This window comes from Paenibacillus xylanexedens (assembly GCF_017874615.1).
In the GTDB taxonomy this organism is placed as follows: domain Bacteria; phylum Bacillota; class Bacilli; order Paenibacillales; family Paenibacillaceae; genus Paenibacillus; species Paenibacillus xylanexedens.
On sequence record NZ_JAGIKV010000016.1, the window covers coordinates 130977 to 154410 of the forward strand.

At 47.3% G+C, this 23434-nt stretch carries 24 protein-coding genes and 1 riboswitch; all 24 genes read left to right on the forward strand.

Annotation, left to right across the window (positions count from 1 at the left end; genetic code table 11):
* Positions 1–182: 182 nt before the first annotated feature.
* Positions 183–653 carry a GNAT family N-acetyltransferase gene (locus tag J2Z28_RS20240; protein ID WP_244988426.1) on the forward strand — a complete coding sequence of 157 codons (471 nt, stop codon included), beginning with the start codon at positions 183–185 and terminating at the stop codon, positions 651–653.
* Between the two features lie 192 nt (positions 654–845).
* Positions 846–1946, forward strand: coding sequence for a redox-regulated ATPase YchF (ychF, locus tag J2Z28_RS20245; protein ID WP_017691917.1), 1101 nt, complete (start codon positions 846–848; stop codon positions 1944–1946).
* Positions 1947–2584: 638 nt separating this feature from the next.
* Complete coding sequence (gene prfA / locus J2Z28_RS20250; protein WP_017691918.1) at positions 2585–3652, forward strand: peptide chain release factor 1; 1068 nt, start codon at positions 2585–2587, stop codon at positions 3650–3652.
* Between the two features lie 24 nt (positions 3653–3676).
* Positions 3677–4561 (forward strand): peptide chain release factor N(5)-glutamine methyltransferase, encoded by an 885-nt coding sequence (prmC, locus tag J2Z28_RS20255; RefSeq protein WP_211084069.1) that lies wholly within the window; start codon positions 3677–3679, stop codon positions 4559–4561.
* Positions 4562–4646: 85 nt separating this feature from the next.
* A complete protein-coding gene (locus J2Z28_RS20260; RefSeq protein WP_076254008.1) occupies positions 4647–5867 on the forward strand; it encodes an FtsW/RodA/SpoVE family cell cycle protein in 1221 nt (406 codons plus the stop codon).
* Positions 5868–6137: 270 nt separating this feature from the next.
* A complete protein-coding gene (locus J2Z28_RS20265; RefSeq protein WP_211084035.1) occupies positions 6138–7358 on the forward strand; it encodes an FtsW/RodA/SpoVE family cell cycle protein in 1221 nt (406 codons plus the stop codon).
* A gap of 931 nt (positions 7359–8289) precedes the next feature.
* Positions 8290–8949 carry a stage II sporulation protein R gene (spoIIR, locus tag J2Z28_RS20270; protein ID WP_076254010.1) on the forward strand — a complete coding sequence of 220 codons (660 nt, stop codon included), beginning with the start codon at positions 8290–8292 and terminating at the stop codon, positions 8947–8949.
* A gap of 247 nt (positions 8950–9196) precedes the next feature.
* Positions 9197–10381 (forward strand): L-threonylcarbamoyladenylate synthase, encoded by a 1185-nt coding sequence (locus J2Z28_RS20275; RefSeq protein WP_415841507.1) that lies wholly within the window; start codon positions 9197–9199, stop codon positions 10379–10381.
* Positions 10382–10441: 60 nt separating this feature from the next.
* The gene (locus J2Z28_RS31535; protein ID WP_211084039.1) at positions 10442–11377 is read left to right on the forward strand and encodes a HipA domain-containing protein; all 936 of its coding nucleotides are present in this window, start codon (positions 10442–10444) and stop codon (positions 11375–11377) included.
* Positions 11349–11852: a hypothetical protein gene (locus J2Z28_RS20285; RefSeq protein ID WP_211084041.1), complete on the forward strand. Its 504-nt coding sequence runs from the start codon at positions 11349–11351 to the stop codon at positions 11850–11852. The genes J2Z28_RS31535 and J2Z28_RS20285 overlap by 29 nt, the downstream gene beginning before the upstream one ends.
* 155 nt (positions 11853–12007) lie before the next feature.
* A complete protein-coding gene (locus tag J2Z28_RS20290) occupies positions 12008–12568 on the forward strand; it encodes a manganese efflux pump MntP (protein ID WP_211084043.1) in 561 nt (186 codons plus the stop codon).
* 58 nt (positions 12569–12626) lie between these two features.
* A complete protein-coding gene (locus J2Z28_RS20295; protein ID WP_017691926.1) occupies positions 12627–13205 on the forward strand; it encodes a low molecular weight protein arginine phosphatase in 579 nt (192 codons plus the stop codon).
* Between the two features lie 90 nt (positions 13206–13295).
* Positions 13296–13377, forward strand: a riboswitch (ZMP/ZTP riboswitch).
* Positions 13378–13518: 141 nt separating this feature from the next.
* Complete coding sequence (locus J2Z28_RS20300) at positions 13519–14112, forward strand: TIGR01440 family protein (RefSeq protein ID WP_211084045.1); 594 nt, start codon at positions 13519–13521, stop codon at positions 14110–14112.
* A gap of 41 nt (positions 14113–14153) precedes the next feature.
* Complete coding sequence (locus J2Z28_RS20305; protein ID WP_164783303.1) at positions 14154–15401, forward strand: serine hydroxymethyltransferase; 1248 nt, start codon at positions 14154–14156, stop codon at positions 15399–15401.
* 463 nt (positions 15402–15864) lie between these two features.
* Positions 15865–16494: a uracil phosphoribosyltransferase gene (gene upp, locus J2Z28_RS20310; RefSeq protein WP_017691929.1), complete on the forward strand. Its 630-nt coding sequence runs from the start codon at positions 15865–15867 to the stop codon at positions 16492–16494.
* A 38-nt stretch (positions 16495–16532) separates the two neighbouring features.
* Positions 16533–17690: a non-hydrolyzing UDP-N-acetylglucosamine 2-epimerase gene (gene wecB / locus J2Z28_RS20315; protein ID WP_036667768.1), complete on the forward strand. Its 1158-nt coding sequence runs from the start codon at positions 16533–16535 to the stop codon at positions 17688–17690.
* A 185-nt stretch (positions 17691–17875) separates the two neighbouring features.
* The gene (locus J2Z28_RS20320) at positions 17876–18130 is read left to right on the forward strand and encodes an AtpZ/AtpI family protein (protein ID WP_017691931.1); all 255 of its coding nucleotides are present in this window, start codon (positions 17876–17878) and stop codon (positions 18128–18130) included.
* Complete coding sequence (locus J2Z28_RS20325) at positions 18123–18500, forward strand: ATP synthase subunit I (RefSeq protein WP_017691932.1); 378 nt, start codon at positions 18123–18125, stop codon at positions 18498–18500. The genes J2Z28_RS20320 and J2Z28_RS20325 overlap by 8 nt, the downstream gene beginning before the upstream one ends.
* Positions 18501–18545: 45 nt before the next feature.
* Positions 18546–19364 (forward strand): F0F1 ATP synthase subunit A, encoded by an 819-nt coding sequence (atpB, locus tag J2Z28_RS20330; protein WP_017691933.1) that lies wholly within the window; start codon positions 18546–18548, stop codon positions 19362–19364.
* A gap of 79 nt (positions 19365–19443) precedes the next feature.
* Entirely contained in the window at positions 19444–19668 is a 225-nt protein-coding gene (atpE, locus tag J2Z28_RS20335) for a F0F1 ATP synthase subunit C (RefSeq protein ID WP_017691934.1), read from the forward strand.
* Between the two features lie 113 nt (positions 19669–19781).
* Complete coding sequence (gene atpF, locus J2Z28_RS20340) at positions 19782–20270, forward strand: F0F1 ATP synthase subunit B (RefSeq protein WP_211084047.1); 489 nt, start codon at positions 19782–19784, stop codon at positions 20268–20270.
* Positions 20267–20815, forward strand: coding sequence for a F0F1 ATP synthase subunit delta (locus J2Z28_RS20345; protein WP_036667767.1), 549 nt, complete (start codon positions 20267–20269; stop codon positions 20813–20815). Before atpF ends, J2Z28_RS20345 begins: the two co-directional genes overlap by 4 nt.
* A gap of 16 nt (positions 20816–20831) precedes the next feature.
* The gene (gene atpA, locus J2Z28_RS20350) at positions 20832–22346 is read left to right on the forward strand and encodes a F0F1 ATP synthase subunit alpha (RefSeq protein WP_036612563.1); all 1515 of its coding nucleotides are present in this window, start codon (positions 20832–20834) and stop codon (positions 22344–22346) included.
* A gap of 129 nt (positions 22347–22475) precedes the next feature.
* Complete coding sequence (gene atpG, locus J2Z28_RS20355; RefSeq protein ID WP_076319219.1) at positions 22476–23348, forward strand: ATP synthase F1 subunit gamma; 873 nt, start codon at positions 22476–22478, stop codon at positions 23346–23348.
* Positions 23349–23434: the final 86 nt, after the last annotated feature.

Below are 23434 nucleotides of genomic sequence, written 5' to 3' on the forward strand. Positions count from 1 at the left end.
CGATGAGAAGAGATCAAAAGTTTTGATTAAAATGGATAAATATGAAAATTGAAAACCGAATCGTCAGAATAACTTCATGCGCTAAGCGGAAGAACAGGATACAATAAGATACTAGTAGTGAAAAAAGGACTGCACAGAGTTCATACATAATTAAGATCACTCGAAATAAGGAGGGGAAAAAGTTGAAACTTTCTCCAATGAATCAGGAAGATTATGCGAGTTTTCGCATTCGATCGATTAAGGATTTTGCACAGGAAAAAGTAGAAGCGGGCACCTGGGCTGAGGAAGAGGCGCAGCAACTTGCCGAGGAATCTTATGAACGTTATCTGCAAGAAGGCTTGAACACACCCGGAGCGTATCTCTACAATCTGATGCATCCTGTGGACGGAAATGTAGGGTATATCTGGTTTAATATCACGGATAATCGTCGTGGAAAAGATGCTTTTTTGCTGGATATTGTGGTTGAAGAAGCACACCGTGGTAAGGGATACGGAACAGAGACGATGCAGGTGCTTGAACAGACGGCCTTGAGTCTTGGCGTGGATCGCATTGGTTTGCATGTCTTTGGACATAATGTGCGGGCGAGCAGCCTATATCGCAAGATGGGATATGAGGTAACGGATCTAACCATGTACAAGGAAATCAAAGGGTAAACCTAATAGCGGATATTCTAGGCAAAACTTAAGATCTGCGCAAAACGAATTATCCGCAGTAAACGGGGATTTCGGGAAGCGTATGGGACTCTGGTCGAATTGGCGAAGTTCCTTGATGCCTTGAGGTTTGTCATATATAATGTATAGGATTATCCATACCGAACAAGTAATCAATGAGGAGTTGTCATATACATGGCTTTGAAAGCAGGAATTGTAGGGCTTCCGAACGTCGGAAAATCTACGTTGTTTAACGCAATTACACAAGCAGGTGCCGAATCGGCAAACTATCCGTTCTGTACAATTGACCCTAACGTGGGAATCGTTGAAGTACCAGATGAGCGTTTGGACAAACTGACAGAACTCGTTGTACCTAAGAAAACAGTACCAACGGCGTTTGAGTTTGTAGATATCGCTGGTCTTGTTCGCGGTGCGAGCAAAGGCGAAGGTCTTGGTAACAAGTTCCTTGCCCACATTCGTGAAGTAGATGCAATTGTACACGTGGTACGTTGCTTTGTAGATGAGAACATCACACACGTCGATGGTAAAATTGACCCGGTGAGCGACATCCAGACGATCAATCTGGAGCTGATCCTGGCCGATATCGAGAGTGTTGAGAAGAAAATCGATCGCTCCAAGAAAAACATGAAGGGCGGCAACAAGACTGCCTCTCAAGAAGTAGAAGTATTGGAGAGAGTGAAGGCTGTTCTGTACGATGACAAGCCGGCACGCAGCATGGAACTTACGGATGATGAGCTTCTGATCGTGCGCGATCTGCACTTGCTTACCCTGAAGCCTGTTCTGTATGCAGCCAATGTAGCTGAGGATGAAATCGGTGACGTGGCGAACAATGCTTACGTGCAAAAAGTAAGAGAATTCGCAGCTGCTGAGAACGCAGAAGTGGTGCCAATCAGTGCAAAGGTTGAAGAAGAGATCTCTGAGCTGGAAGGCGAAGATAAACAAATGTTCCTGGAAGAACTCGGTATCGAGGATTCCGGTCTGAACCTGTTGATCAAAGCGGCTTACAAATTGCTCGGTCTGTACACATACTTCACAGCAGGTGTACAGGAAGTTCGTGCGTGGACAATCCGCAAAGGTACAAAAGCGCCTGGCGCAGCGGGTGTCATTCACACCGACTTCGAACGTGGATTCATCCGTGCAGAAGTGGTTTCCTATGACGATCTGGTTGCAGCGGGTTCCATGAACGGTGCCAAAGAGCGCGGACAACTTCGTCTTGAAGGTAAAGAGTACGTTGTAAATGACGGCGACGTTATGCACTTCCGTTTCAACGTATAAGTTGTTACACCTTTATATGTAGATTCAATAACATGACCCTGCGACCTTCTCGTGAAGTTCGTGGGGTCTTTGACTTAGAGTTTTGCAGATGAGGAACAAGAAAAACCACCGGGATTAGGTTGGTCGCCTTGCAATCCGGTGGTTTTTCATTCGTTTGATTGAAATTCGCCGTGGTCGCCCACCGGCCTTTGTTAGAGAAGTCACGATGTTAGCGCATCGTGGCTTTTGTTTATTTTACATTTCGGAACAACATCGAACAACAATTTCATTTTGTATTTTGTAGCACCAAAAATTAGTTCATCCGCCTGCGGAACAGTTACTATTCAGAACCATAAGAATATGCTATAATTAAGAGTCGTATACCACGTTAAAATTCGCGCTTGAACAGATGAGCTTAAGCGAGTTTCATACAGGGTACGCGATTTCTTGATTTCACTTTAAAAGTAAAGGATTTGATGACGTTGTAGCGATGTTATACGTCGATCATACAGGAATGTGAATACATGCTGCGGTCAGGGGATTCGGTGAGAATCCTGTGCGTTGTGGAATATAGATTATAGATGTTATGAATAATGAAACCGAAATAATTATTAAAAACGATATTTGCATGGACAAAATAATGTGTGAGGTGACTATACATGTTGGATAAATTACAGGCGTTAGCCGACCGTTATGACAAGTTGAGCGAGCTTTTGTGTGACCCGGATGTGGCAAGTGACAACAAAAAGTTGCGGGAATACTCCAAAGAACAATCCGATCTGCAACCGACTTATGAAGCGTACAATGAATACAAACAGGTAAGTCAGGATCTCGAAGCTGCGAAGGAAATGCAGGGTGAGAAACTGGATGATGAGATGCGCGAAATGGTCAAAATGGAAATTGACGAACTGAGCACTCGCCAGAAGGAACTGGACGAATTGATTCGTGTGCTTATGTTGCCAAAAGATCCGAATGACGACAAAAACGTTATTGTTGAGATTCGCGGAGCAGCTGGTGGAGATGAGGCAGCGTTGTTTGCAGCAGATCTGTACCGGATGTACACACGTTATGCAGATGCACAAGGCTGGCGTGTAGAGCTGATGGACGTTAACACAAATGATCTCGGTGGGTTCAAAGAGGTTGTTTTCCTGATCAACGGACGTGGCGCTTACAGCAAAATGAAATACGAAAGCGGCGCACACCGTGTGCAGCGTATTCCAACAACTGAGTCCGGCGGACGTATTCATACGTCAACTTCAACGGTTGCGGTTATGCCTGAAGCCGAAGATTTTGATATTGAAATTCATGACAAAGACATCCGTGTTGATACGTTCTGTTCCAGTGGTGCAGGTGGACAATCGGTTAATACCACGAAATCCGCAGTACGGGTAACGCACGTTCCAACGGGAATCGTGGCGACATGTCAGGATGGAAAATCACAGAACTCCAACAAGGAAAAAGCGTTGCAAGTTCTGCGTACACGTATCTTCGATATGAAACGTATGGAAGAGGAAGCGAAGATCTCTGTTGAGCGGAAGAGCAAAGTGGGAACGGGCGACCGTAGTGAGCGTATTCGTACGTACAATTTCCCTCAAAGCCGTGTGACGGATCACCGCATCGGCCTGACGATGCACAAACTGGATCAGATCATGAACGGGGAGATTGAAGATATCTTGTCTGCACTGACGATTGCTCAGCAGACCGAGTTGATGGATAGAGGAGAATAATCTGTGACCCGAGCGCAGTTTGTCATGATGCCGGAACAGAGCTGTCGGGAAGCCTTCGTGGAGGCTTCCTCTTTTTTGGAGAAGTGCGGCGTGTACGAGCCGCAAAACAATGCCCGGCTGCTGTTGGAACATGTACTCGGCGTTTATGGCGCCGCGTATTACATGATGCAGCCGGAGCCTTTTCCCAGCGAGCATCGCAGCCGCTGGGAGGACGCCGTCACGCGCAAGGCTGCGGGTGAGCCGGCGCAATACATTATCGGCAGCCAGGAATTCTATGGGCTGCCGTTCGAGGTCACACCGGCCGTGCTGATTCCGCGGCCGGAGACCGAGCTGTTGGTCGAGGCTGTGCTGCGCGAAGCCGACCGCGTGTTTCCTGACGGCGCTCCGCTCGCCGTCGATATCGGCACGGGCAGTGGTGCCATCGCGGTGACGATGGCTTCACTGCGCCCGCGCTGGCAGGTAGGCGCCGGGGATCTCTCGGCGGCTGCCCTGCAAGTGGCCGCGCGGAACGCGGCCGCGAACGGCGTACAGATCGACTTCCGTGAAGGCGATCTGCTGGCCCCGTTCGCCGGGGCTCGGGTGGACATCCTGGTGTCCAACCCACCATACATCCCGGCGGAGGATATCGCCGGGTTACAGCAAGAGGTGCGCGATCATGAGCCGCGCATGGCACTGGACGGTGGTCCGGACGGGCTTGCACCGTACCGTATCATGCTGGAGCAAGTGGCGCTGCTGCCTGCGCCGCCGCAGATCATTGGTTTTGAGCTGGGCCAGGGGCAGGCTCGCGACATCGCAGCTTTGCTTGAATCGGCGGGACATTGGCCGGAAATAATCATTGTACCGGACCTTGCCGGAATCGAGCGGCATGTCCTGGGTGTTCGTACTTCGGAACAGGTGACGAAAATGTAAGGTTCCGCGGGTTTTCTTTTTGCCGTGAAATCCTCTACAATGAGATATACCGAAGATTTCTGAATGCTTGGGGGAACATAATTACATGCTGCACAAATTTAAAAAAATAGACTATTCTATTGTCTTTATACTCGTTATTCTGATGGGTATCAGTATTTTATCGATTTACAGTACAACGTTTGGTCGTCCAAAGCTGGAGGGACTCCCGAAAAGCGCAGTGATCTTTTATATTTTGGGCTTCGTAGTCTTTTTTGGGATGTCGATGATCAACTATAAATTCATAATCAAAAATTATTTATATATCTATGGCGTGGGGATGCTCCTGCTCATATTCGTTATGTTCTTTGGTAAGGAGTATTATGGTGCAAAAGGTTGGCTGTCCATCTTCGGGGTCAGTTTGCAACCTGCTGAATTGTTCAAGTTATGCCTGATTGTGTTTTTATCGGCCTTTTTGGCCCGAAAGAAGAACCGTCCGCTCTATTTTGGACGTGACGTTATTCCGATTTCGCTCTGTGTTCTGCCGCCGTTACTACTCGTATTGCTTCAAAATGACTTGGGAAATGCATTAAGCTATGTAGTCATTCTTGTGGGCTTACTGTGGATTGGTAACATTAAATTTACGCATGCCCTCATTGGCTTTATGATCGCAGTGGCTGCTTTTATCGGTGGTACACAGGCGTATATTCATTACCATGATGAGATTGTTAAATTTCTGAATGACATTGGACGTTCGCACTGGGCGGATCGTTTTGACCCTTGGCTTGTACCAGAGCTGACCTCAAGAGATGTACTCTGGCAGACGTATAATGCAAAGCTTGCGATTGGTTCTGGTGGGATTACAGGCAAAGGTTATATGGAAGGCACAACGATTCAGTCGAATCGGGTGCCGCTGGCCTATGCTGACTCCATCTTTGTGCAGATTGGGGAAGAATTTGGTTTCATCGGTGCCTCGGTACTGCTTCTCCTGTACTTTATCCTGATTCACAGGCTGGTGCTGATTGCACTGGAGTGTAAGGATCGCGCGGGGCCTTATCTCATTGTTGGGATCATAGCGATGCTGCTTTACCAGATCTTTGTTAATATTGGTCCATTCATTGGTCTGATGCCGTTGACAGGAATTACGCTGCCGTTTATCAGTTCGGGTGGTACCTCCATTATGATCAACATGATCAGCATGGGTCTTGTGATGAGTATTAAGGTCCACACGGAAGAGAATGAGGATATTCTTGGCTCTGCGGAACAACCGAGTATTACGGATCTGGTGAGGAAATTGCTAAGACGCAAGCCATCCCAGCAGGAGCAATAACGTTTCTGAGTCAAACCGTGAAATAGCACGTCAGATTTATGTATATAAGCTAGATAACTATAGAACCCTGGAACAGACCAACCCAAGTTACATTGGGTGGATGTTTTGGGGTTTTTATTGTTTTTACGGCGTAATTCAGGCCGTTGAATAGTTCGTTTTTTAACCTGAAACGACCCTGATTTCCATTTTATTATCCAATTATATACAATGGTAATATTGAGTTCAATTGGAAATCATAGAATGCTAGATTTCAGGGGGATGGACAGAGTCATGTTGAGAATGTTGAAAAAGATGGACGGTGTTATTCTTTTTGTAATGCTGTTGCTCATGATTATTAGTGTATTTGCGATTTATAGCGGAACGCAGACAGATGCCAACCTGGTGAATCATCATGTCAAAACGATGTATTTCTATGTGGCCGGGTTCATTGCGGTGCTTGTGATCGGGCTTGTGAATTACAAGTTATACGTGAAATATGCGTTTTATTTGTATGGCTTGGGGATCATACTACTGATCCTGGCCAATGTCCTGGGAAGTTCAATCAATAACGCCAACGGTTGGCTGAAGCTGGGCGAGAACTTTTCTTTTCAACCGGCAGAGCTGTTCAAGATGATTCTGATTCTGTTTCTCGCCCATTTGATCGTGAAGAGACAACGAGGCACGCTGAAATTTTGGAGAGATATTGTGCCGATTGGCTGTTGGGCGTTTATTCCGTTTGCCCTTGTTATGGCTCAGAATGATTTGGGGAATGCGCTGGGGTATGTGGTGATTTTGGCTGCGGTATTCTGGATCGGAAATATGAGGCTGAAGCACGCATTGATTGCACTGGCGATTGTGGGGGTAGCGTTCTTTGGTTTTGTCAAAGCCTATACCTTCTACCATGATGAAGTATTCACTTTTCTTGAGAAGATAAAACGTGAGCATTGGGCGGAGCGGATTGATCCCTGGCTTGTACCGGAAAAGGCTACCTCAAAGGCTTCTTGGCATACGAAAAATGCAGGTTTAGCCATCGGTTCAGGGGGCATCATCGGCAAAGGTTATTTGCAAGGAACATCCGTTCAGAGTGGACGAGTCCCCTATACGTATTCTGATTCCATTTTTGTTGTGATCGCAGAGGAGTTTGGGTTTGTTGGTGCATCCGTACTGATTCTGTTGTACTTTATCCTGATCCACCGCATGGTGCTGATTGCTCTGGCATGTAGAGATCGCGCGGGACCCGTCATCATTGTAGGTATTATCGGAATGTTGTTGTATCAGGTGTTTGAGAACGTGGGGGCGTTCCTCGGACTGATGCCACTCACAGGTATTACGTTACCGTTCATCAGTTACGGCGGCACCTCTTTGCTTATAAATATGGCTTGCATCGGTGTAGTCATGAGCATTAAGTTGTACGGGCAAGAAGAGGAGGATGAACTTCTGATGGGGGAGCAGCAACCTCGGTTGTCGGAACGTTTATGGAATATGCTCAAGAAAGAGAAAAGTGCTGTGTAACTGTTGAGTCGGTGTAAGTGAAAAGTAAAGCGGTGGGATGTATAACGTGATCGTTTATAGGAATAAAGAGGTTGATTTGCCCTGTAACCAGGTGCGGATCAGCCTTTTTAACATGATGGGTGAGAAAGTGTGAATGAGAGATGAAAGAAGCAATGCATAGGTGTCTTCGAGCCTGCTGTAGGCTGAGGCGAACCTGAAAGAATCTGGAGCAGCGTATATGGGCATGATGTGAAGCTTCAAGTGCTAGCTGTTAGGGGTTAGGAGTTAAGAGTTAGGTGGTGTTAGGAGCTAACGAACCACACACGTCTTATTCGGGGATTTGAAGTGTCCGGAGAAAGCTAATGAATCTGAGACACGTTATATCAACATAAACAGCCTTTTGTAGCGTGTTGATTAGATGATTTTGGGAAATAACGTGCCTCATGTTCCTTACAATTTCAAAAGAATACCTGAAGGGCAAATAAGACGTCCTCGGTTCCTTAGAGCATCGACTGGTCACTCGCGAGAGTCATTCGCCTAGGGTCGCCAGTACACTCTTCAAGGCTTCTTGGACGCTGTATTTTGTCGTCGCATAACTTGCCTGGGTTTAAATACACACTCTAGTAGTACGTGTTCAAATAGTTGGGTTTTCAGTACCGAGAAGATGGGATGAGGCTAGAAATGGAGTAGTGGAGCGTAGGATAAACTACGTGAGCAATCAAAATGGTTCCTTGGGAAACAACCTTCGTAAGCCTCCCGCTTATATCGGCTGAATTTCATAATCGACGTTGATGATGCAGCTGGGCATCCTTTGTAATCAAAAGCAGACTTTTTGAACAACCTCTAGTAGATTTATTACAAATGCTAGGTTTACTTCCGTCTCTACCGGGCATACTGATAGACATGAGAGAGTTGCAGGTAGCGTGATCAGAGAGCCGAGGGGGAGAACGGAATGAGCAGAAGAATTGTAAAGCAAATTGGACTTATTATTGTATGTCTTATGATGATTATCATGATGTGGGAAGGTCAGAAAACGGATGCAGCTGTGGCGGCCACAGCAATTCCAGAACAATCGATTCGCTTGCGTATTCTAGCAAACTCGGATGCACCGGGAGATCAATTGGTGAAACGCGAGATTCGGGATGCTGTCGTTGCTCAGATGGGCGAGTGGGTAGCCGAACTGGAGAATCCGCAAAGTCTGGATGAAGCGCGCAAGGTTATTCGTGAGCATTTGTCCGAGATTGAGAATAGAGTAGGAGAAGAGTTGGCCAGTCGCGGTTTAAATTATGAGTATCAGGTGGAGCTGGGTTCCGTTCCGTTCCCGACCAAACTATATGGTGGCACTGTGTATCCTGCCGGAGATTATGAAGCGGTTCGGATTACGCTGGGCGAAGGAAAAGGTCAGAACTGGTGGTGTGTGTTGTTCCCGCCGTTGTGTTTCATTGATGCAGGGACCGGGGATGCACTGGCGAAACCTTCAACGGTATCAGCCGCAGCGGCTGAACCAGGAGATGCAGAGGCATCTGTGCAGGGAGACACACCGGAAGCGAGATTCTTTCTGTGGGATATGGCTGTGAAACTATGGAGTTGGGTAACTGGATTGTTCGCATAACAACGGATTTATACTACAAAAAAGGGCGACTTCGATTCAAGAAGCTGCCCTTTTGATATGAATTTGAGGTGAATTTCCGGGCGAAGTTTGAAGGGCATCCGAGTTGGGACAGGTATGTTATAATTACTTATATTGAATATGGATATGAACTAACCTACTTGAAGTTTAGGAATGATGATATATGAGCAGAGAAAACGAACCAGTGCAACACACCTCTGAGATGAGGGATGATAGAGAAGAACGTGATATGAAAGCTCCGGGAGAGCTGGTCACTGAGATGTGGGATGTACGCGTCTTGGTGAGCGCTGAGAACGATCACGGATTGGGTAATATTGAAATGTTGGATGTGAAAAAGGGGAGCGCCGATCAACAGGCGCTCGCCGACTTGCAGGCTGCCGCAGCCTGCATTCGTCAAGGTCAGACGGTGGCCTTTCCGACCGAGACGGTCTATGGCTTGGGTGCTGATGCGCGTAGCACAGCAGCCGTGGAGGCTGTATTTGTCGCTAAAGGCCGACCTTCCGACAATCCACTGATTGTGCATATCGCGCACCGTGACCAGTTGGATGCGCTGGTCACGGAAGTGAATGAAACGGCGGAAGCGCTGATGGCGGCCTTCTGGCCGGGACCATTGACGCTGGTGTTGCCGGTTAGGCTGGGGGCGGTGTCCCCACGTGTCACCGCCGGACTGGACACGGTGGCCGTGCGCATGCCGGACCACCCGGTGGCCTTGCAGTTGATCGCGGCGGCGGCATGCCCTGTGGCTGCGCCAAGCGCCAACCGCTCCGGGCGGCCAAGCCCAACACTCGCGTCTCATGTACGCGAGGATCTGGATGGCCGCATCGGCGGCATCGTGGACGGCGGCCCCACCGGGGTGGGCGTCGAGTCCACGGTTGTGCAGGTCGGTGACGACGGTACCGTCACCATCCTGCGCCCTGGCGGCATTACGGCGGAACAACTGTCCGCCGTTGCCGCCCGTGTCGCCACGGACCCCGCGCTACTCGCGGAGGGGGCCGATGGCGTGGGCAGCCCGGCGCCGCGCTCGCCGGGCATGAAGTACACGCACTACGCACCCGCAGGGGCGCTGTGCGTGGTGGAGGGGCCGCCCGCAGCGGTGGCGGCCTGGATCAGCGCCGCCCTCGCAGAGGCGGCGCAGCGCGGAGAGCGCACCGCTGTGCTGGCGTTCGCCGAGCACGCGGAGCAGTACCGCGCCGATGCCGTGTTCTCGCTGGGTGACGCCAGCGAGCTGGAAGAAGCAGCGCGCCGGCTATACGCCGCGCTGCGCAGCTGCGATGAGCAAGGCGCCACATATATTGTGGCTGAAGCCTGCTCACGCGAAGGTCTGGGAGCAGCCGTCATGAATCGGCTGCTCAAGGCGGCGGGTAACCAACTCATACAAGTTGGCAACCGGCAATCTCCGATGCTTAAAGACTGATTCATTCTGGAACTATGGGTCTATGGTCTAAGGGAAGGGTGATTAGTGGTGGATTCCATCGTGAGTTCAGGTTTGAGAAAATATGGTGAATATATTTTAGATGATTTTCATATTGCTGATGTTATTATACCGCAGTCCAGGACGACACAAATACAAGCTTCAACACCTTCTTCTTTAGGTGTACTAAGGAAGTTTAATATACATCATGATAAATCAGGGCTTCTGTATGTGAAATCTGGATACAGCAGAGGTACATTCTTCTCCATAGATCAACCTATGTCAGAAAAGATAGCGTGTGAGATAGGTGAGTTGTTAGGTTTTAATGTGGTTCATTATAAACTTTGGATTGTCGATATACATTTGTTTCTCTCAGAAGAAGAGGTCGAGCAATTATCTGAAAGGCAAAAAGGACAATATCGAGGCAAATCTTTTGAAAGACTTCTCGCAGATCAGAACAAAGTTCTGGTAAGCGTTAGTCAGTCTTTTAAGCTTCCGCATCAGGAATTTGCTAGCTGTGATGTAATTACAGGCAAAAAGGGAAAAGAGTTATATAAGGAACTAACGGTAGAAGGTCTGGATGGCGGTAAGAAAAATATAGATCAGATGATTATATTTGATTACATTATTCATAACACAGATCGGCATAAGAAAAATTTTGGGTTCATAGTGGATAGAAAAGAAAAAAAGTTTTCTTTTGCACCCTTGTTTGATCATGGTCTAGCTTTCTGTTCTGAGTTTAGTGACTCTGATATCGTGAACGAAGATCAAGAAATTTTAGGGTTTTCTATTGGCAAGCCTTTTACCAGTTTAAGCGGAGCTTTGGATTTGGTGGATAAAGATAACTTAGAGGGAATAAATCTTAATATTTCGATTGAAGAGGTTGTTGCTGTAATTGAAAGATATGCACCGTTGATGTCTGTAGAAAGAATAGAATTTATTAAACAGTTTGTCGCTAGGAGGTATAAACATGTCCAACGTTTATTTTCTCAGATATAAAAATATTATTATTGGAGAATTTTCATTGGATGGGCAAAAATATACGCCAACAGTGGAAGCTGAAAAATTGGGAGATGCGGGGTACCCCTTCGGACTGTATAAGCTCATCCACGCTAGTTCGGGAGAACTCTATATTGACAGGGATAAACAACCAAGCCAAGAAGACATAAAACTCTGGCTAAGTGACCGTGTTTTCCCTAAGGAACGTCAAGGAGCGAATCAAATACTTGAATCGCTGGGCTTGACCACGTATGATTCTTGGGAAATTGCGAAGAAGACAAATGCTATAAGTCTAAACGATTTTTATTGGATGAGTAACAGGATGGAAGATTCTTTTGAAAATATTAATGTTTATCATGCTAGTGTTGAGCATTTTAATAGTTTGGCTGCGCAGTCTACACTACAAGACCCAATAAAGAAGACCAAAGATTTTGAAGATTTTGAAGAACCTAGGGAAGAACTAGCTACTAAATAGGTTGAGTGAATACGTATTTTACAAGCAGTAAATCAGTTTGAATGATTTATTAGGAATAGATTTTATGTTGTTCTAAAATGCCTTTCATCGGTCATGTTTAGGTCCTTGTCCGCATATCGTGTACAAGAACCTTTACGTGACTTGGGGGTATGGGGATGTGGGATGTGTCTGCCCATGTAGGGCAGTTGGTAACCATTTTGATCATGGCTGTTGCGCTTGGCCTCGATGCGTTCTCGCTCGGAATCGGAATTGGCATGAAGGGCATTCGACTACGGGATGTATTGCGAATCAGCACAGTAACGGCGCTATTTCATATCATCATGCCGCTCATCGGCATGTATATGGGCAAATACGTCAGCTCGTTGCTCGGTGACATTACGACCTATGCGGCAGGGGGATTGCTTATCCTGCTGGGTGGTCATATGATTCTGAATGCATTCCGTGAAGGCGATACCAAGCTGGTGGACCACCGTTCCCTGCTCGGCGTTGTTTTGTTCTCCCTCAGCGTAAGTGTGGATTCGTTCTCCGTTGGCGTTTCCTTAGGGATGTTTAGCAGTGATCTGATCTTAACCGTACTTGCTTTCGGCGTTTGTGGCGGGGTGATGTCGGTTATGGGTCTGCTATTAGGCCGTCGGGTGAGTCAGAATCTTGGAGATTACGGCGAAGCTATTGGTGGCGCAATCTTGCTTGCGTTTGGACTTTTGTTTATATTTTAGAATAAAACTTAAGGAATCATATCATTCGCATCATATGTAAAATGGGGAGGCTAACACAATGAAACATATTTTATTCGTATGTACAGGAAATACGTGCCGCAGCCCCATGGCAGAGGGGCTTTTGCGAAAACTGGCATCGGAGCGCGGCATTCAGGTAGAGGTTCGCTCCGCAGGTGTGGCAGCAACGTCGGGGATGCCGATCTCCCGACATGCTGAAGCGGTTTTGAGAGATCATAACGTTGAAGGTCCACCTCATTCCACACAGCTTAGCTCTAACCTGGTAGGCTGGGCCGATCTGGTTCTTACATTAACACGGAGTCATAAGCAGCATGTCATGCAGGTTTTTCCCGATTCAGTCCACAAAACCTATACGTTGAAAGAGTATGTGGAGGACGACGAGCAGGTATTAAGAGATGTTCAGGAATTGGACAGCCTGTTTGCAACGCTTGAGATGAAACGTGCCCTTGGGCAAGAGATCCTGGCATCGGAGCGTGAGCGAGCCATCGAGATTAGACAACGGATTCCAAGTTTCGACATTTCTGATCCGTTTGGTGGCAGCCGTGATGATTACAATATAGCTGCGGCCGAGATTCGGACGGCACTGGATCGGCTTTTGGATAAGCTGGGAAAATTCTGATCCTGCGGGGCAGGTTATAGAAATAGGACATGTGATGTAAATTAACCGTTGATTTTAGCCGCCGGTTGTTTTATGATGAAGGGGAAAACAGGGATCCGGTGTAACTGGCGACGAAGTGGGCATAACCACGATGGAGCACCGGAACAAACGGCCGGTCGCCTGGGCAAAAGAGCAATTCTGCGTTACCCGCAGACTGCTCTTTTTTTCGTCTTTCATCTGATTATTCGCTATAATAGTACCTGAGATGCCGTGCAAGAATACGAAGGACAGCCAAGAGACAGCGGGCATGATTTTATCGGGAGGCGATGATAGGATGATTATAGAGTTAGATTCGGAACAACCCGGATTGCAGGAACAGACCGCGTCTATTCTGCATGAACTGGCGCTTGCCGGACAGCTTGGGCCTGGACAGATCGTTGTGATCGGTACAAGCACAAGTGAAGTCGCAGGCGCTCGGATTGGTACGAGTGGTGCCATTGAAGTGGCGCAGCAGCTTCTTGCGGGTATACGCGAGGTGCAGGAGGAATTCGGTTTTGACACGGTATTCCAATGTTGTGAGCATCTGAACCGTGCGCTGGTAATGGAACGTTCTGTGCTTACTCGACTTGGATTGACCGAGGTTGGTGCAGTACCCGTGCCCAAGGCCGGAGGTTCAATGGCATCCGCAGCATATCGTTCGCTGACCGATCCATGCCTGGCTGAACATGTGCAGGCCCATGCGGGCCTGGATATTGGGGAGACGATGATTGGGATGCATCTTCGGCATGTAGCCGTACCCTATCGTACAGCGCTTCGCTATGTTGGAGATGCACGTGTGACCACAGCGTTGACCCGTCCGAAGTTGATTGGCGGCGAACGCGCGGTTTATCGTATGGAAGAACAACCAGATTCGACATTTTGTGACTAACATATTCAACCTACTTCACTATACTTGGGAGGAATTTAATCATGGAACAATTGCGCAAGAATGACCCGGCAGTACTGGAAGCGATGAATCTTGAACTGAAACGTCAACAGAACAACATCGAACTGATTGCATCCGAGAACATCGTAAGTGAAGCAGTAATCGAAGCAATGGGATCTGTTCTGACCAACAAGTATGCTGAAGGATATCCAGGTAAACGTTACTATGGCGGTTGTGAGCATGTAGACATCGTTGAAGATATCGCACGTGATCGTGCAAAAGAATTGTTCGGAGCAGAACACGTGAATGTTCAACCTCACTCCGGTGCACAAGCAAACATGGCAGTTTATCTTGCAGCGTTGAAACCTGGTGATACTGTACTTGGTATGAACCTTGCCCATGGTGGACACCTCACACACGGTAGCCCGGTTAACGCATCCGGTTTGCTGTACAACTTTGTAGCATACGGCGTACAGGAAGATACATTCCTGATTGATTATGATGAAGTACGCAAAGCGGCTTTCAAACACCGCCCTCGTCTGATCGTTGCAGGTGCAAGTGCATATCCGCGTACCATTGATTTTGAAAAGCTGGCTTCCATCGCCAATGATGTAGGCGCTTTGTTCATGGTGGACATGGCTCACATCGCAGGACTGGTTGCTGCTGGTTTGCATCCAAACCCGGTTCCACATGCGCATTTCGTAACAACAACTACACACAAAACGCTGCGTGGACCTCGTGGTGGTATGATTCTGTGCCGCAAAGCATGGGCAGCAGCGATTGATAAAGCCGTATTTCCTGGTTCCCAAGGTGGACCTCTGATGCACGTGATCGCTTCCAAAGCGGTAGCATTCGGTGAAGCTTTGCAACCATCTTTCAAAACGTATGCAGAGAATGTCGTGAAAAACGCACAGGTTCTGGCTGAAACACTGATCGCTGAAGGATTGAACATCGTATCCGGTGGTACAGATAACCACTTGATGCTTATCGACACACGCAGTGTGAACATCACTGGTAAGGAAGCTGAGCATGTGCTCGATTCCATCGGCATTACCGTGAACAAAAATGCAATTCCATTCGACCCTACAAGCCCGTTTGTAACGAGTGGTATTCGAATTGGTACACCTGCTGCAACTTCCCGTGGCATGAACGAAGAAGCGATGGTTGCTATTGGTAAGATCATTGCTAAAACGCTGAAAAATCCAAAAGATACGGCGAAGCTGGATGAAGCTCGTGCAGAAGTGACTGCACTGACAGACCAATTCCCGCTCTATACAGATCTTAAATACTAAAAAACTTTGCTCATGCTGTTTGTATTTGAGTGTTCTTAATGTACACACGCAGACGGAGCTAACCGAAAGAACCTGAAGAAGCGTAGCGCTCGCCTAAAAGCTTTCTGAAAGAAAGCTGCTTCGGAAGCATATGCTATCCCCAGATTTCAACAATTATAATTGGATCAAAGAAATCTGGGGATAACAGCGATCGGAAGGTCATTCGGTTTGCGGAGCACTATTAGTGTTTACACGTTTTTGAACATTCTCAACGACATAACAGCAGGAGCAAACAGGACCGGAAGACTCATTTTCCGGTCCTGTTTTTTATAGGATTCGGTAATCTGTAATGATTGGGTGCCCTTTGATGGTGTAATTCGTTGTTGGTGATGATATAATATACAGGATTTATCGAGCCCATGAATGGCGGCTAGGTATATTTGGAAATGCTTAACATGAAGAACTTACCGGAGGGACAAATTAGATGGGAAAATTAGTAATATGTGATCACCCTTTGATTCAACACAAACTGACGTTTATACGCGACATGCGTACGAATACGAAAGATTTTCGTGAATTGGTGGATGAAGTAGCAACGTTGATGGCTTATGAGATTACAAGAGATGTTGAACTGGAAACGATTGATGTACAGACACCTGTAGCTGCAACACAAGGTAAAGTCATCTCTGGACGTATGCTCGGACTGGTGCCGATTCTGCGTGCAGGACTCGGAATGCTGGATGGCGTTGTGAAATTGTTGCCAGCGGCAAAAGTTGGACATGTTGGTCTGTTCCGTGACCCGGAAACACTGCAACCGGTAGAATACTACACCAAACTGCCTACAGACGTAACAGAGCGTCAATTGATTGTAATTGATCCGATGCTGGCAACGGGTGGTTCGGCAATTGCAGCTATTGACGTGCTCAAAAAACGTGGCTGTACCCAAATCAAGATGATGAACCTGGTTGCAGCACCGGAAGGCGTAAAAGCTGTGCAGGATGCACATCCCGATGTGGATATCTATGTAGCAGCATTGGACGACCGTCTGGATGATCATGGTTATATCGTTCCAGGGCTTGGAGATGCAGGAGACCGTCTATACGGCACTAAATAAGCATATTGCATGCGGAGTAGAAAAGGGGCTTTGCTCGAATGTCCAACAAAATTAAAGTCATGACGATCTTCGGGGTGCGTCCGGAAGCCATCAAGATGGCTCCGCTTATTTTGGAATTGCAGAAACACCCTGAGTCTATTGAATCTATTGTTTGCGTAACTGCGCAGCATCGCCAGATGTTGGATCAGGTACTTGAAGTTTTCGACATTCATCCTGATTATGATCTGGATGTGATGAAAGACCGTCAGACATTGAATGAAATTACAATTCGTGTGCTTGGTGGTCTGGAGCCAGTGTTAGCAGAAGCTAAGCCGGATATTGTACTGGTTCACGGGGATACATTGACTACCTTTGTAGCGAGCTACGCAGCATTCCTACAACAAATTCAGGTAGGACATGTGGAAGCGGGGCTGCGGACGTGGAACAAGCTGTCTCCATATCCGGAAGAGATGAACCGTCAGTTGACAGGAGTACTGGCTGATCTACACTTTGCGCCAACGGATTGGTCTTCTTCCAATCTTGCCAAAGAAAATAAATCAGAGTCTAGTACGTACGTCACAGGCAACACGGTAACAGATGTGTTTCAATATACAGTACGGGAGGACTACACACACCCGGTACTTGATTGGGCCCAAGGCAAACGCCTTGTGCTGATGACAGCTCACCGCCGTGAATCTCAAGGCGAGCCTCACCGCAACATTTTCCAGGCCGTCAAACGGATTGCTGACGAATTCGAAGATATTGCCATCGTGTACCCGGTGCATCCAAGTCCTGCTGTGAAGGAGCCGGCTCACGCGATCTTGGGGAATCATCCCCGTATTCAATTAATTGATCCACTAGACGTGGTGGATTTGCATAACTTTTACCCGCACACTCACTTGATTTTGACCGATTCAGGCGGTTTGCAGGAAGAAGCACCTTCGTTTGGTGTGCCTGTGCTCGTATTGCGCGATACAACAGAACGCCCGGAAGGTATTGAAGCCGGAACGCTGGAATTGGTAGGTACCGAAGAGGAACGTGTGTATGAACGGACCAAAGCTCTGCTTACAGACAAAACCCTGTATGCAAGCATGAGCCAGGCTGCCAATCCATACGGTGATGGACATGCTTCGGAAAGAATTGTCAATGCGATTTTGCATCATTTCGGTGTAAATAGTGAGCGTCCGGAATCATTTCACAGAAAATTCAAAAAATAATACATTTTTTCTGACGGATTTATAAAGGGCAAGCATACAGTTAAACTGTACGGTTTACGCGGGTTTATGGGCTTTGAGAGTCTGTATTCCCGTCGTTTTCCCCTTTAAAACGCTAAAATCATTCAATTGACAAAGGCTCTCATCATTCAGTAAAATTAACTGGGATTGCAAGGGTGGCGTGGAAAATGGCCGATTCGAACAAACCAAATTCATCCCGTAACCATGACGATAATGTATGGAAAGCGATGGGACTCGTGACAGCTTTTGGGATCGAGATTGCCATTCTCGCTGTTGCCGGATATTACGCTGGCTCCTGGTTGGACAAGACCATCGGAGGTAACGGAATATGGATCGCCGTAAGCGTTCTCTTTTTTCTTGCGGCAGGCGGTGTAAGCATCTACTTTATCGCGAAAAAAATCATGGGGGAAAGTGATGAGTGAACTAACCAGATACCGCAGATCGATGACTGTTTTCGTCATGTACTTTCTTATGATTTGTTTTCTCGCAGCGGCCTTTATGCCACGTGTGGAGACAATTGCTTTGGGACTGGCCCTGGGTACAGGAGTTAGCTGGATCAATGCATTTTACCTGGGTTACAAAGTAAGGAAAATGTCTGATGATGCGGCAGAAGGTAACTTGAAGCGTGTCAACTTGGGATTTTTGACAAGAGCGGCATTCGCTGTGCTCGGTATATTCATATCGATGCGCTTTCCGCAGTACTTCAATACATATGCGGTTGCAGGCGGTCTCGTCATTGCACAATATTCCTTATTGATTATAGGGATTGTCTATTCCCGCAGAGCAGAATGATGTTAAGGGCTGCAGCTTTCAAGTCGAGAAAGGGGTGAGAAAAATATGCATGAAGCTCCAATTATTATGCTTGGCGGATTTCGACTGGATCTATCGGTTCTGTTGATGCTGGTAGTTACAGGTGCAATTGTTTTTATTTTTGCTGTACTGGCAACACGGAGATTATCCGTTGAAAATCCCGGCAAGCTGCAAAATTTTATGGAGTGGGCAGTAGAATTCGTCCGCAATCTGATTTCCAGTACAATGGATATGAAGAAAGGTAAACATTTTATCTCTCTCGCTCTTTCCATGATTATGTTCATTTTTGTAGGGAACATGCTCGGCCTTCCGCTCGTGGCTGTATCTGAGGTAACAGATGTTAATCAGGCACAGGTATTCGGTAAGCCGATTGTTACAGCGGTGGAGGCGTTTGAAAAAGCGCATGCCAAGGACCCTGAAGCACACCCACACGTTGAACTGGCCTGGTGGAAATCACCAACAGCCGACTTGTCTGTAACGATGGGACTTGCTCTCGTAGCGTTCCTTGTATCTCATGGACTTGGATTGTTCCGTAACACCAAAGGGTATCTCCAGCATTACTTCAAGCCATTCGCCTTGTTCTTGCCAATCAACTTGATTGAGACGGCATCCAAGCTGTTGACACACGGTATGCGTTTATTCGCGAATATCTTTGCAGGTGAGGTACTGATCGCAACGATCCTGAAACTGACCACATTCAAAGTGTTTGGTGCTATTGCAGCGATTCCGCTACTTATGGTGTGGCAAGGCTTTAGTATCTTTATCGGCGCGATCCAGGCATTTGTGTTTGTTATCTTGATGATGGTGTACATTTCACAGAGCATCGAGACGCATGACGAGCATTAAGTTTCAAGCCCTACGAAGATTTCTTCACCAGGCTGAACAATAAAAAAATTCGATTTATCATTTTAAGGAGGATATACAAATGGGAGCAATGGCATTAATCGCAGCAGCAATTGTTGCAGGACTGGGCGCGTTTGGCGCAGGTATTGGTAACGGTATGGTAATCAGCAAAACGGTGGAAGGTATTGCCCGTCAACCGGAAGCAAAATCCACTCTTCAAACAACAATGTTTATCGGTGTAGGTTTGATCGAGGTATTGCCGATCATCGGTGTGGTACTCGCGTTCATGTTCTACGGTATGGCTTAATCAAATTTTAAAGGTTTGGCGGGGAAGGCCATAGCCATCCGCGCCTTCTTTTTAGGTAATGTCCGTTCTAACGGATGACGTTTCAAGGATACCTCCAGGAAGGAGTGAACAGATTGAGTTTCATATGGGAAAATACGCTTCTTGCGATGATTGCATTTGTAATTTTATATTGGCTGCTTAGCCGTTATGCCTTCGGGCCTTTGTTCTCCATTATGGAAAAACGTCGTGAACTCGTGATGACGCAGATGAATGAGGCTGCACAGACTCGGGAACAGGCCATTGCCTATGTGGAGGAACAAAAACAAGCTCTTGAGCAAGCACGTCAAGATGCTTACGACATCATTGAACAGTCCAAACAAACAGGTGGCAAACAAGCTGAATCGATTTTGGCTGATGCAAAAGCTGAAGCTAATCGTCTGAAAGACGATGCAGTACGCGAAATCGAGAGCGAGAAGAACAAAGCAGTCGCAGCACTTCGCAGCGAACTGGGTACAGCTTCCGTTCAGATTGCATCCAAGTTGATCAAAAAAGAAGTTGAGAACGGTCCTGCACAAGAAGAGCTTGTGAACCAATACCTCAATGAGGTAGGAGGCCGACAATGAGCCGCGATACGATTGTTGCCAAGCGTTATGCGAAAGCATTGTTCGAAGTTGCTCTTCAGCAACAGCAGGTACTTGAGGTTGAACAGGAACTGGTTGCGGTAGTCAGTGCATTGACCGGAGATGCAGATATCGAGAAATTTATCGTATCTCCTAATATCTCTGATGAAGTCAAGCAGAACGTGCTTCACTCAAGTCTTGATGGTAAGGTATCCGAACCTGTCCTTCGTACAGTCTTGTTGTTAATTGAACGCGGACGCGTTGAATTGCTGGGAGACTTGCTGAATGATTATCGGAAGATCCAAGGTGAGTCGCTGGGCATCGCTGATGCACGTGTCTATTCCACTTATGCGTTGAATGATGAAGAAAAAGAAGCGGTAGCCCGTGAATTCGGTGGCCGTGTGAATAAAAAGATTCGTATCGAGAACATTGTTGATCCGACTCTGCTGGGCGGATTGAAAGTCGCCATTGGCGATACGATCTATGACGGCAGCTTGGCTGGCAAGCTCGAACGTCTTGAGCAGTCTTTTAACAGACGAGTACAGTAGATTGGGGTGAGGACACTTGAGTATCAAACCAGAAGAAATCAGTACATTAATTAAGAGCCAAATCGAACAATACAAGACCGATATCGATGTAGTCGAAGTCGGAACGGTAATCGAGGTTGGTGATGGTATCGCTCGTGTTTACGGACTTGAGAACGTCATGTCCAACGAGTTGGTTGAATTCCCAAGCGGTGTTATGGGACTCGCCATGAACGTCGAAGAAAGCAATGTTGGTGTCGTTATCCTGGGACCTTACTACGATATTCGTGAAGGTGACCAAGTGAAACGTACTGGCCAAATCATGCAAGTGCCTGTAGGCGAAGCATTGATTGGACGCGTTGTGAACCCGCTCGGTATTCCTGTAGATGGCAAAGGGCCAATCGCAACAACGGAATTCCGTCCGGTTGAAGGTAAAGCACCAGGCGTAATGGATCGTAAATCGGTTCATGAGCCGATGCAAACAGGGATCAAAGCCATTGATGCAATGGTTCCAATCGGTCGTGGACAACGTGAGTTGATCATCGGTGACCGTCAAACAGGTAAAACATCCATCGCGATTGATGCGATCCTGAACCAAAAAGGTAGCGGCATGAAGTGTATCTATGTGGCTATTGGTCAGAAACAGTCTACAGTTGCTCAAGTTGTGGAAACTCTTCGTCGTAAAGGCGCAATGGAGTACACCATTGTTGTAACTGCAGCAGCTTCCGATCCATCACCACTCTTGTACATCGCACCGTATTCCGGTTGTTCGATGGGTGAGTACTTCATGTACAAAGGCGAGCACGTTCTGGTTATCTATGATGACTTGACCAAACAAGCCTCTGCATATCGTGAGCTTTCCTTGTTGCTTCGTCGTCCACCGGGCCGTGAGGCTTATCCGGGTGACGTCTTCTACCTGCACTCCCGTTTGCTGGAGCGTGCTGCGAAGCTGAATGATGAACTGGGTGGTGGTTCTTTAACCGCACTGCCGTTCATTGAAACACAAGCTTCCGACGTATCTGCATACATTCCAACGAACGTAATCTCCATCACGGACGGACAAATCTTCCTGGAAGCTGACTTGTTCAATGCTGGACAACGCCCGGCAATCAACGTAGGTATTTCCGTATCTCGTGTCGGTGGTTCTGCTCAGATCAAAGCGATGAAAAAGGTTGCAGGTTCCCTGCGTCTCGACCTCGCTCAATATCGTGAGCTTCAAGCGTTCTCCCAGTTCGGTTCCGATCTGGACAAAGCGACTCAGGCTCGCCTGAATCGTGGTGCACGTATGATGGAAATCCTGAAGCAAGGTGTGAATCAGCCTCTGGCTGTAGAACAACAGGTTGTCAGCTTGTACACAGCCGTTAAAGGATTCCTCGATGAAATTCCTACAGGTGATGTGACTCGTTTCGAAGGTGAGTTCCTCGCCTTCATGGAGAGCAGTCATCCGGAAATTCTTGCATCCATCCGTGATACAAAAGAACTGACTGCAGACAACGAAAACGCACTGAAAGGTGCAATTGAGAAGTTCAGAAAGAGCTTTGCTGTCTCTGTCTAAATAAATGACTGCAGGTGCGGAGTTGTCTAACCGATTCCGCATGTCTGCATGTAATACTTTGACTCTGTCAAAAAAGATGATGCTTACGATGTAGTTTTGACTTTGTCAAAACTTTAAGGTGGTGAAATCATGGCAAAAGGCATGCGCGAAATTAAGCGGCAAATTAAAAGCGTACAAAGCACCAAGCAGATCACCAAAGCAATGGAGATGGTAGCTGCTGCAAAACTGCGTAAAGCGCAGGAAAAAGCGGAAGCAGCCCGTCCTTATTCGGAGAAACTGAAAGAAGTTGTAGCTAGTATTGCATCAAGCACGCAAGGCATACAGCATCCGATGCTGGAGAGCCGTCCGGTCAAAAAGACAGCTTACCTGATCATTACATCGGACCGTGGGCTTGCAGGTGGATACAATGCGAACGTTTTGCGTCAGGTTAATCAGACGCTCAAAGAGCGCCACAACTCTCAGGATGACTACGAATTGTTCGTCATTGGACGTAAAGGACGCGATTACTTCAGACGTCGTGAAATGGCGATGGCATCCACAACAACGGATCTGTCGGATTCGCCTTCATTTGCAGATATCAAATCCATCGCACACGAGGCTGTTCATGGGTTTGAACTGGCTGAATTTGATGAATTGTACATTTGTTATAACCGCTTTGTGAATGCGTTGACCCAGATTCCTACGGTAGAAAAACTTCTTCCGATGGAAACACCTGAGGTAACTGCTGCGGAAGGACCAACGGCAAGCTACGAATACGAGCCGTCTGCTGAGGCTGTACTGGAGGTTTTGCTTCCGCGTTACGCGGAGACGCTGATCTATGGTGCGCTTTTGAACGGTAAGGCGAGTGAGCTAGGCGCGAAAATGACGGCGATGGGTAATGCAACCAAAAATGCATCCAAAATGATTAACGAATTGTCATTGACCTATAACCGTGCCCGTCAAGCGGCGATTACGCAGGAGATTACGGAAATTGTGGCAGGTGCCAACGCAGCACAAGGCTAACTGTTTTTATTAATGAAGGCTTGCAGAGCAAAGATAAAAGAACGGTACATTATTTTTGCAAAAGTAGCAGGCTTGTAGGAGGGGAA

Excerpts from the sequence above, each read along its gene's own strand:
- atpB (WP_017691933.1), top strand. The coding sequence starts at position 18,546 with ATGCATGAAGCTCCAATTATTATGCTTGGCGGATTTCGACTGGATCTA.
- J2Z28_RS20260 (WP_076254008.1), top strand. The coding sequence starts at position 4,647 with ATGCTGCACAAATTTAAAAAAATAGACTATTCTATTGTCTTTATACTC.
- upp (WP_017691929.1), top strand. The coding sequence starts at position 15,865 with ATGGGAAAATTAGTAATATGTGATCACCCTTTGATTCAACACAAACTG.
- wecB (WP_036667768.1), top strand. The coding sequence starts at position 16,533 with ATGTCCAACAAAATTAAAGTCATGACGATCTTCGGGGTGCGTCCGGAA.
- J2Z28_RS20345 (WP_036667767.1), top strand. The coding sequence starts at position 20,267 with ATGAGCCGCGATACGATTGTTGCCAAGCGTTATGCGAAAGCATTGTTC.
- J2Z28_RS20300 (WP_211084045.1), top strand. The coding sequence starts at position 13,519 with ATGATTATAGAGTTAGATTCGGAACAACCCGGATTGCAGGAACAGACC.
- J2Z28_RS20295 (WP_017691926.1), top strand. The coding sequence starts at position 12,627 with ATGAAACATATTTTATTCGTATGTACAGGAAATACGTGCCGCAGCCCC.
- atpG (WP_076319219.1), top strand. The coding sequence starts at position 22,476 with ATGGCAAAAGGCATGCGCGAAATTAAGCGGCAAATTAAAAGCGTACAA.
- atpE (WP_017691934.1), top strand. The coding sequence starts at position 19,444 with ATGGGAGCAATGGCATTAATCGCAGCAGCAATTGTTGCAGGACTGGGC.
- J2Z28_RS20305 (WP_164783303.1), top strand. The coding sequence starts at position 14,154 with ATGGAACAATTGCGCAAGAATGACCCGGCAGTACTGGAAGCGATGAAT.
- J2Z28_RS20285 (WP_211084041.1), top strand. The coding sequence starts at position 11,349 with ATGTCCAACGTTTATTTTCTCAGATATAAAAATATTATTATTGGAGAA.
- prmC (WP_211084069.1), top strand. The coding sequence starts at position 3,677 with ATGATGCCGGAACAGAGCTGTCGGGAAGCCTTCGTGGAGGCTTCCTCT.
- spoIIR (WP_076254010.1), top strand. The coding sequence starts at position 8,290 with ATGAGCAGAAGAATTGTAAAGCAAATTGGACTTATTATTGTATGTCTT.
- J2Z28_RS20325 (WP_017691932.1), top strand. The coding sequence starts at position 18,123 with ATGAGTGAACTAACCAGATACCGCAGATCGATGACTGTTTTCGTCATG.
- J2Z28_RS20275 (WP_415841507.1), top strand. The coding sequence starts at position 9,197 with ATGAAAGCTCCGGGAGAGCTGGTCACTGAGATGTGGGATGTACGCGTC.
- J2Z28_RS20265 (WP_211084035.1), top strand. The coding sequence starts at position 6,138 with ATGTTGAGAATGTTGAAAAAGATGGACGGTGTTATTCTTTTTGTAATG.
- ychF (WP_017691917.1), top strand. The coding sequence starts at position 846 with ATGGCTTTGAAAGCAGGAATTGTAGGGCTTCCGAACGTCGGAAAATCT.
- prfA (WP_017691918.1), top strand. The coding sequence starts at position 2,585 with ATGTTGGATAAATTACAGGCGTTAGCCGACCGTTATGACAAGTTGAGC.
- J2Z28_RS20290 (WP_211084043.1), top strand. The coding sequence starts at position 12,008 with ATGTGGGATGTGTCTGCCCATGTAGGGCAGTTGGTAACCATTTTGATC.
- J2Z28_RS20320 (WP_017691931.1), top strand. The coding sequence starts at position 17,876 with ATGGCCGATTCGAACAAACCAAATTCATCCCGTAACCATGACGATAAT.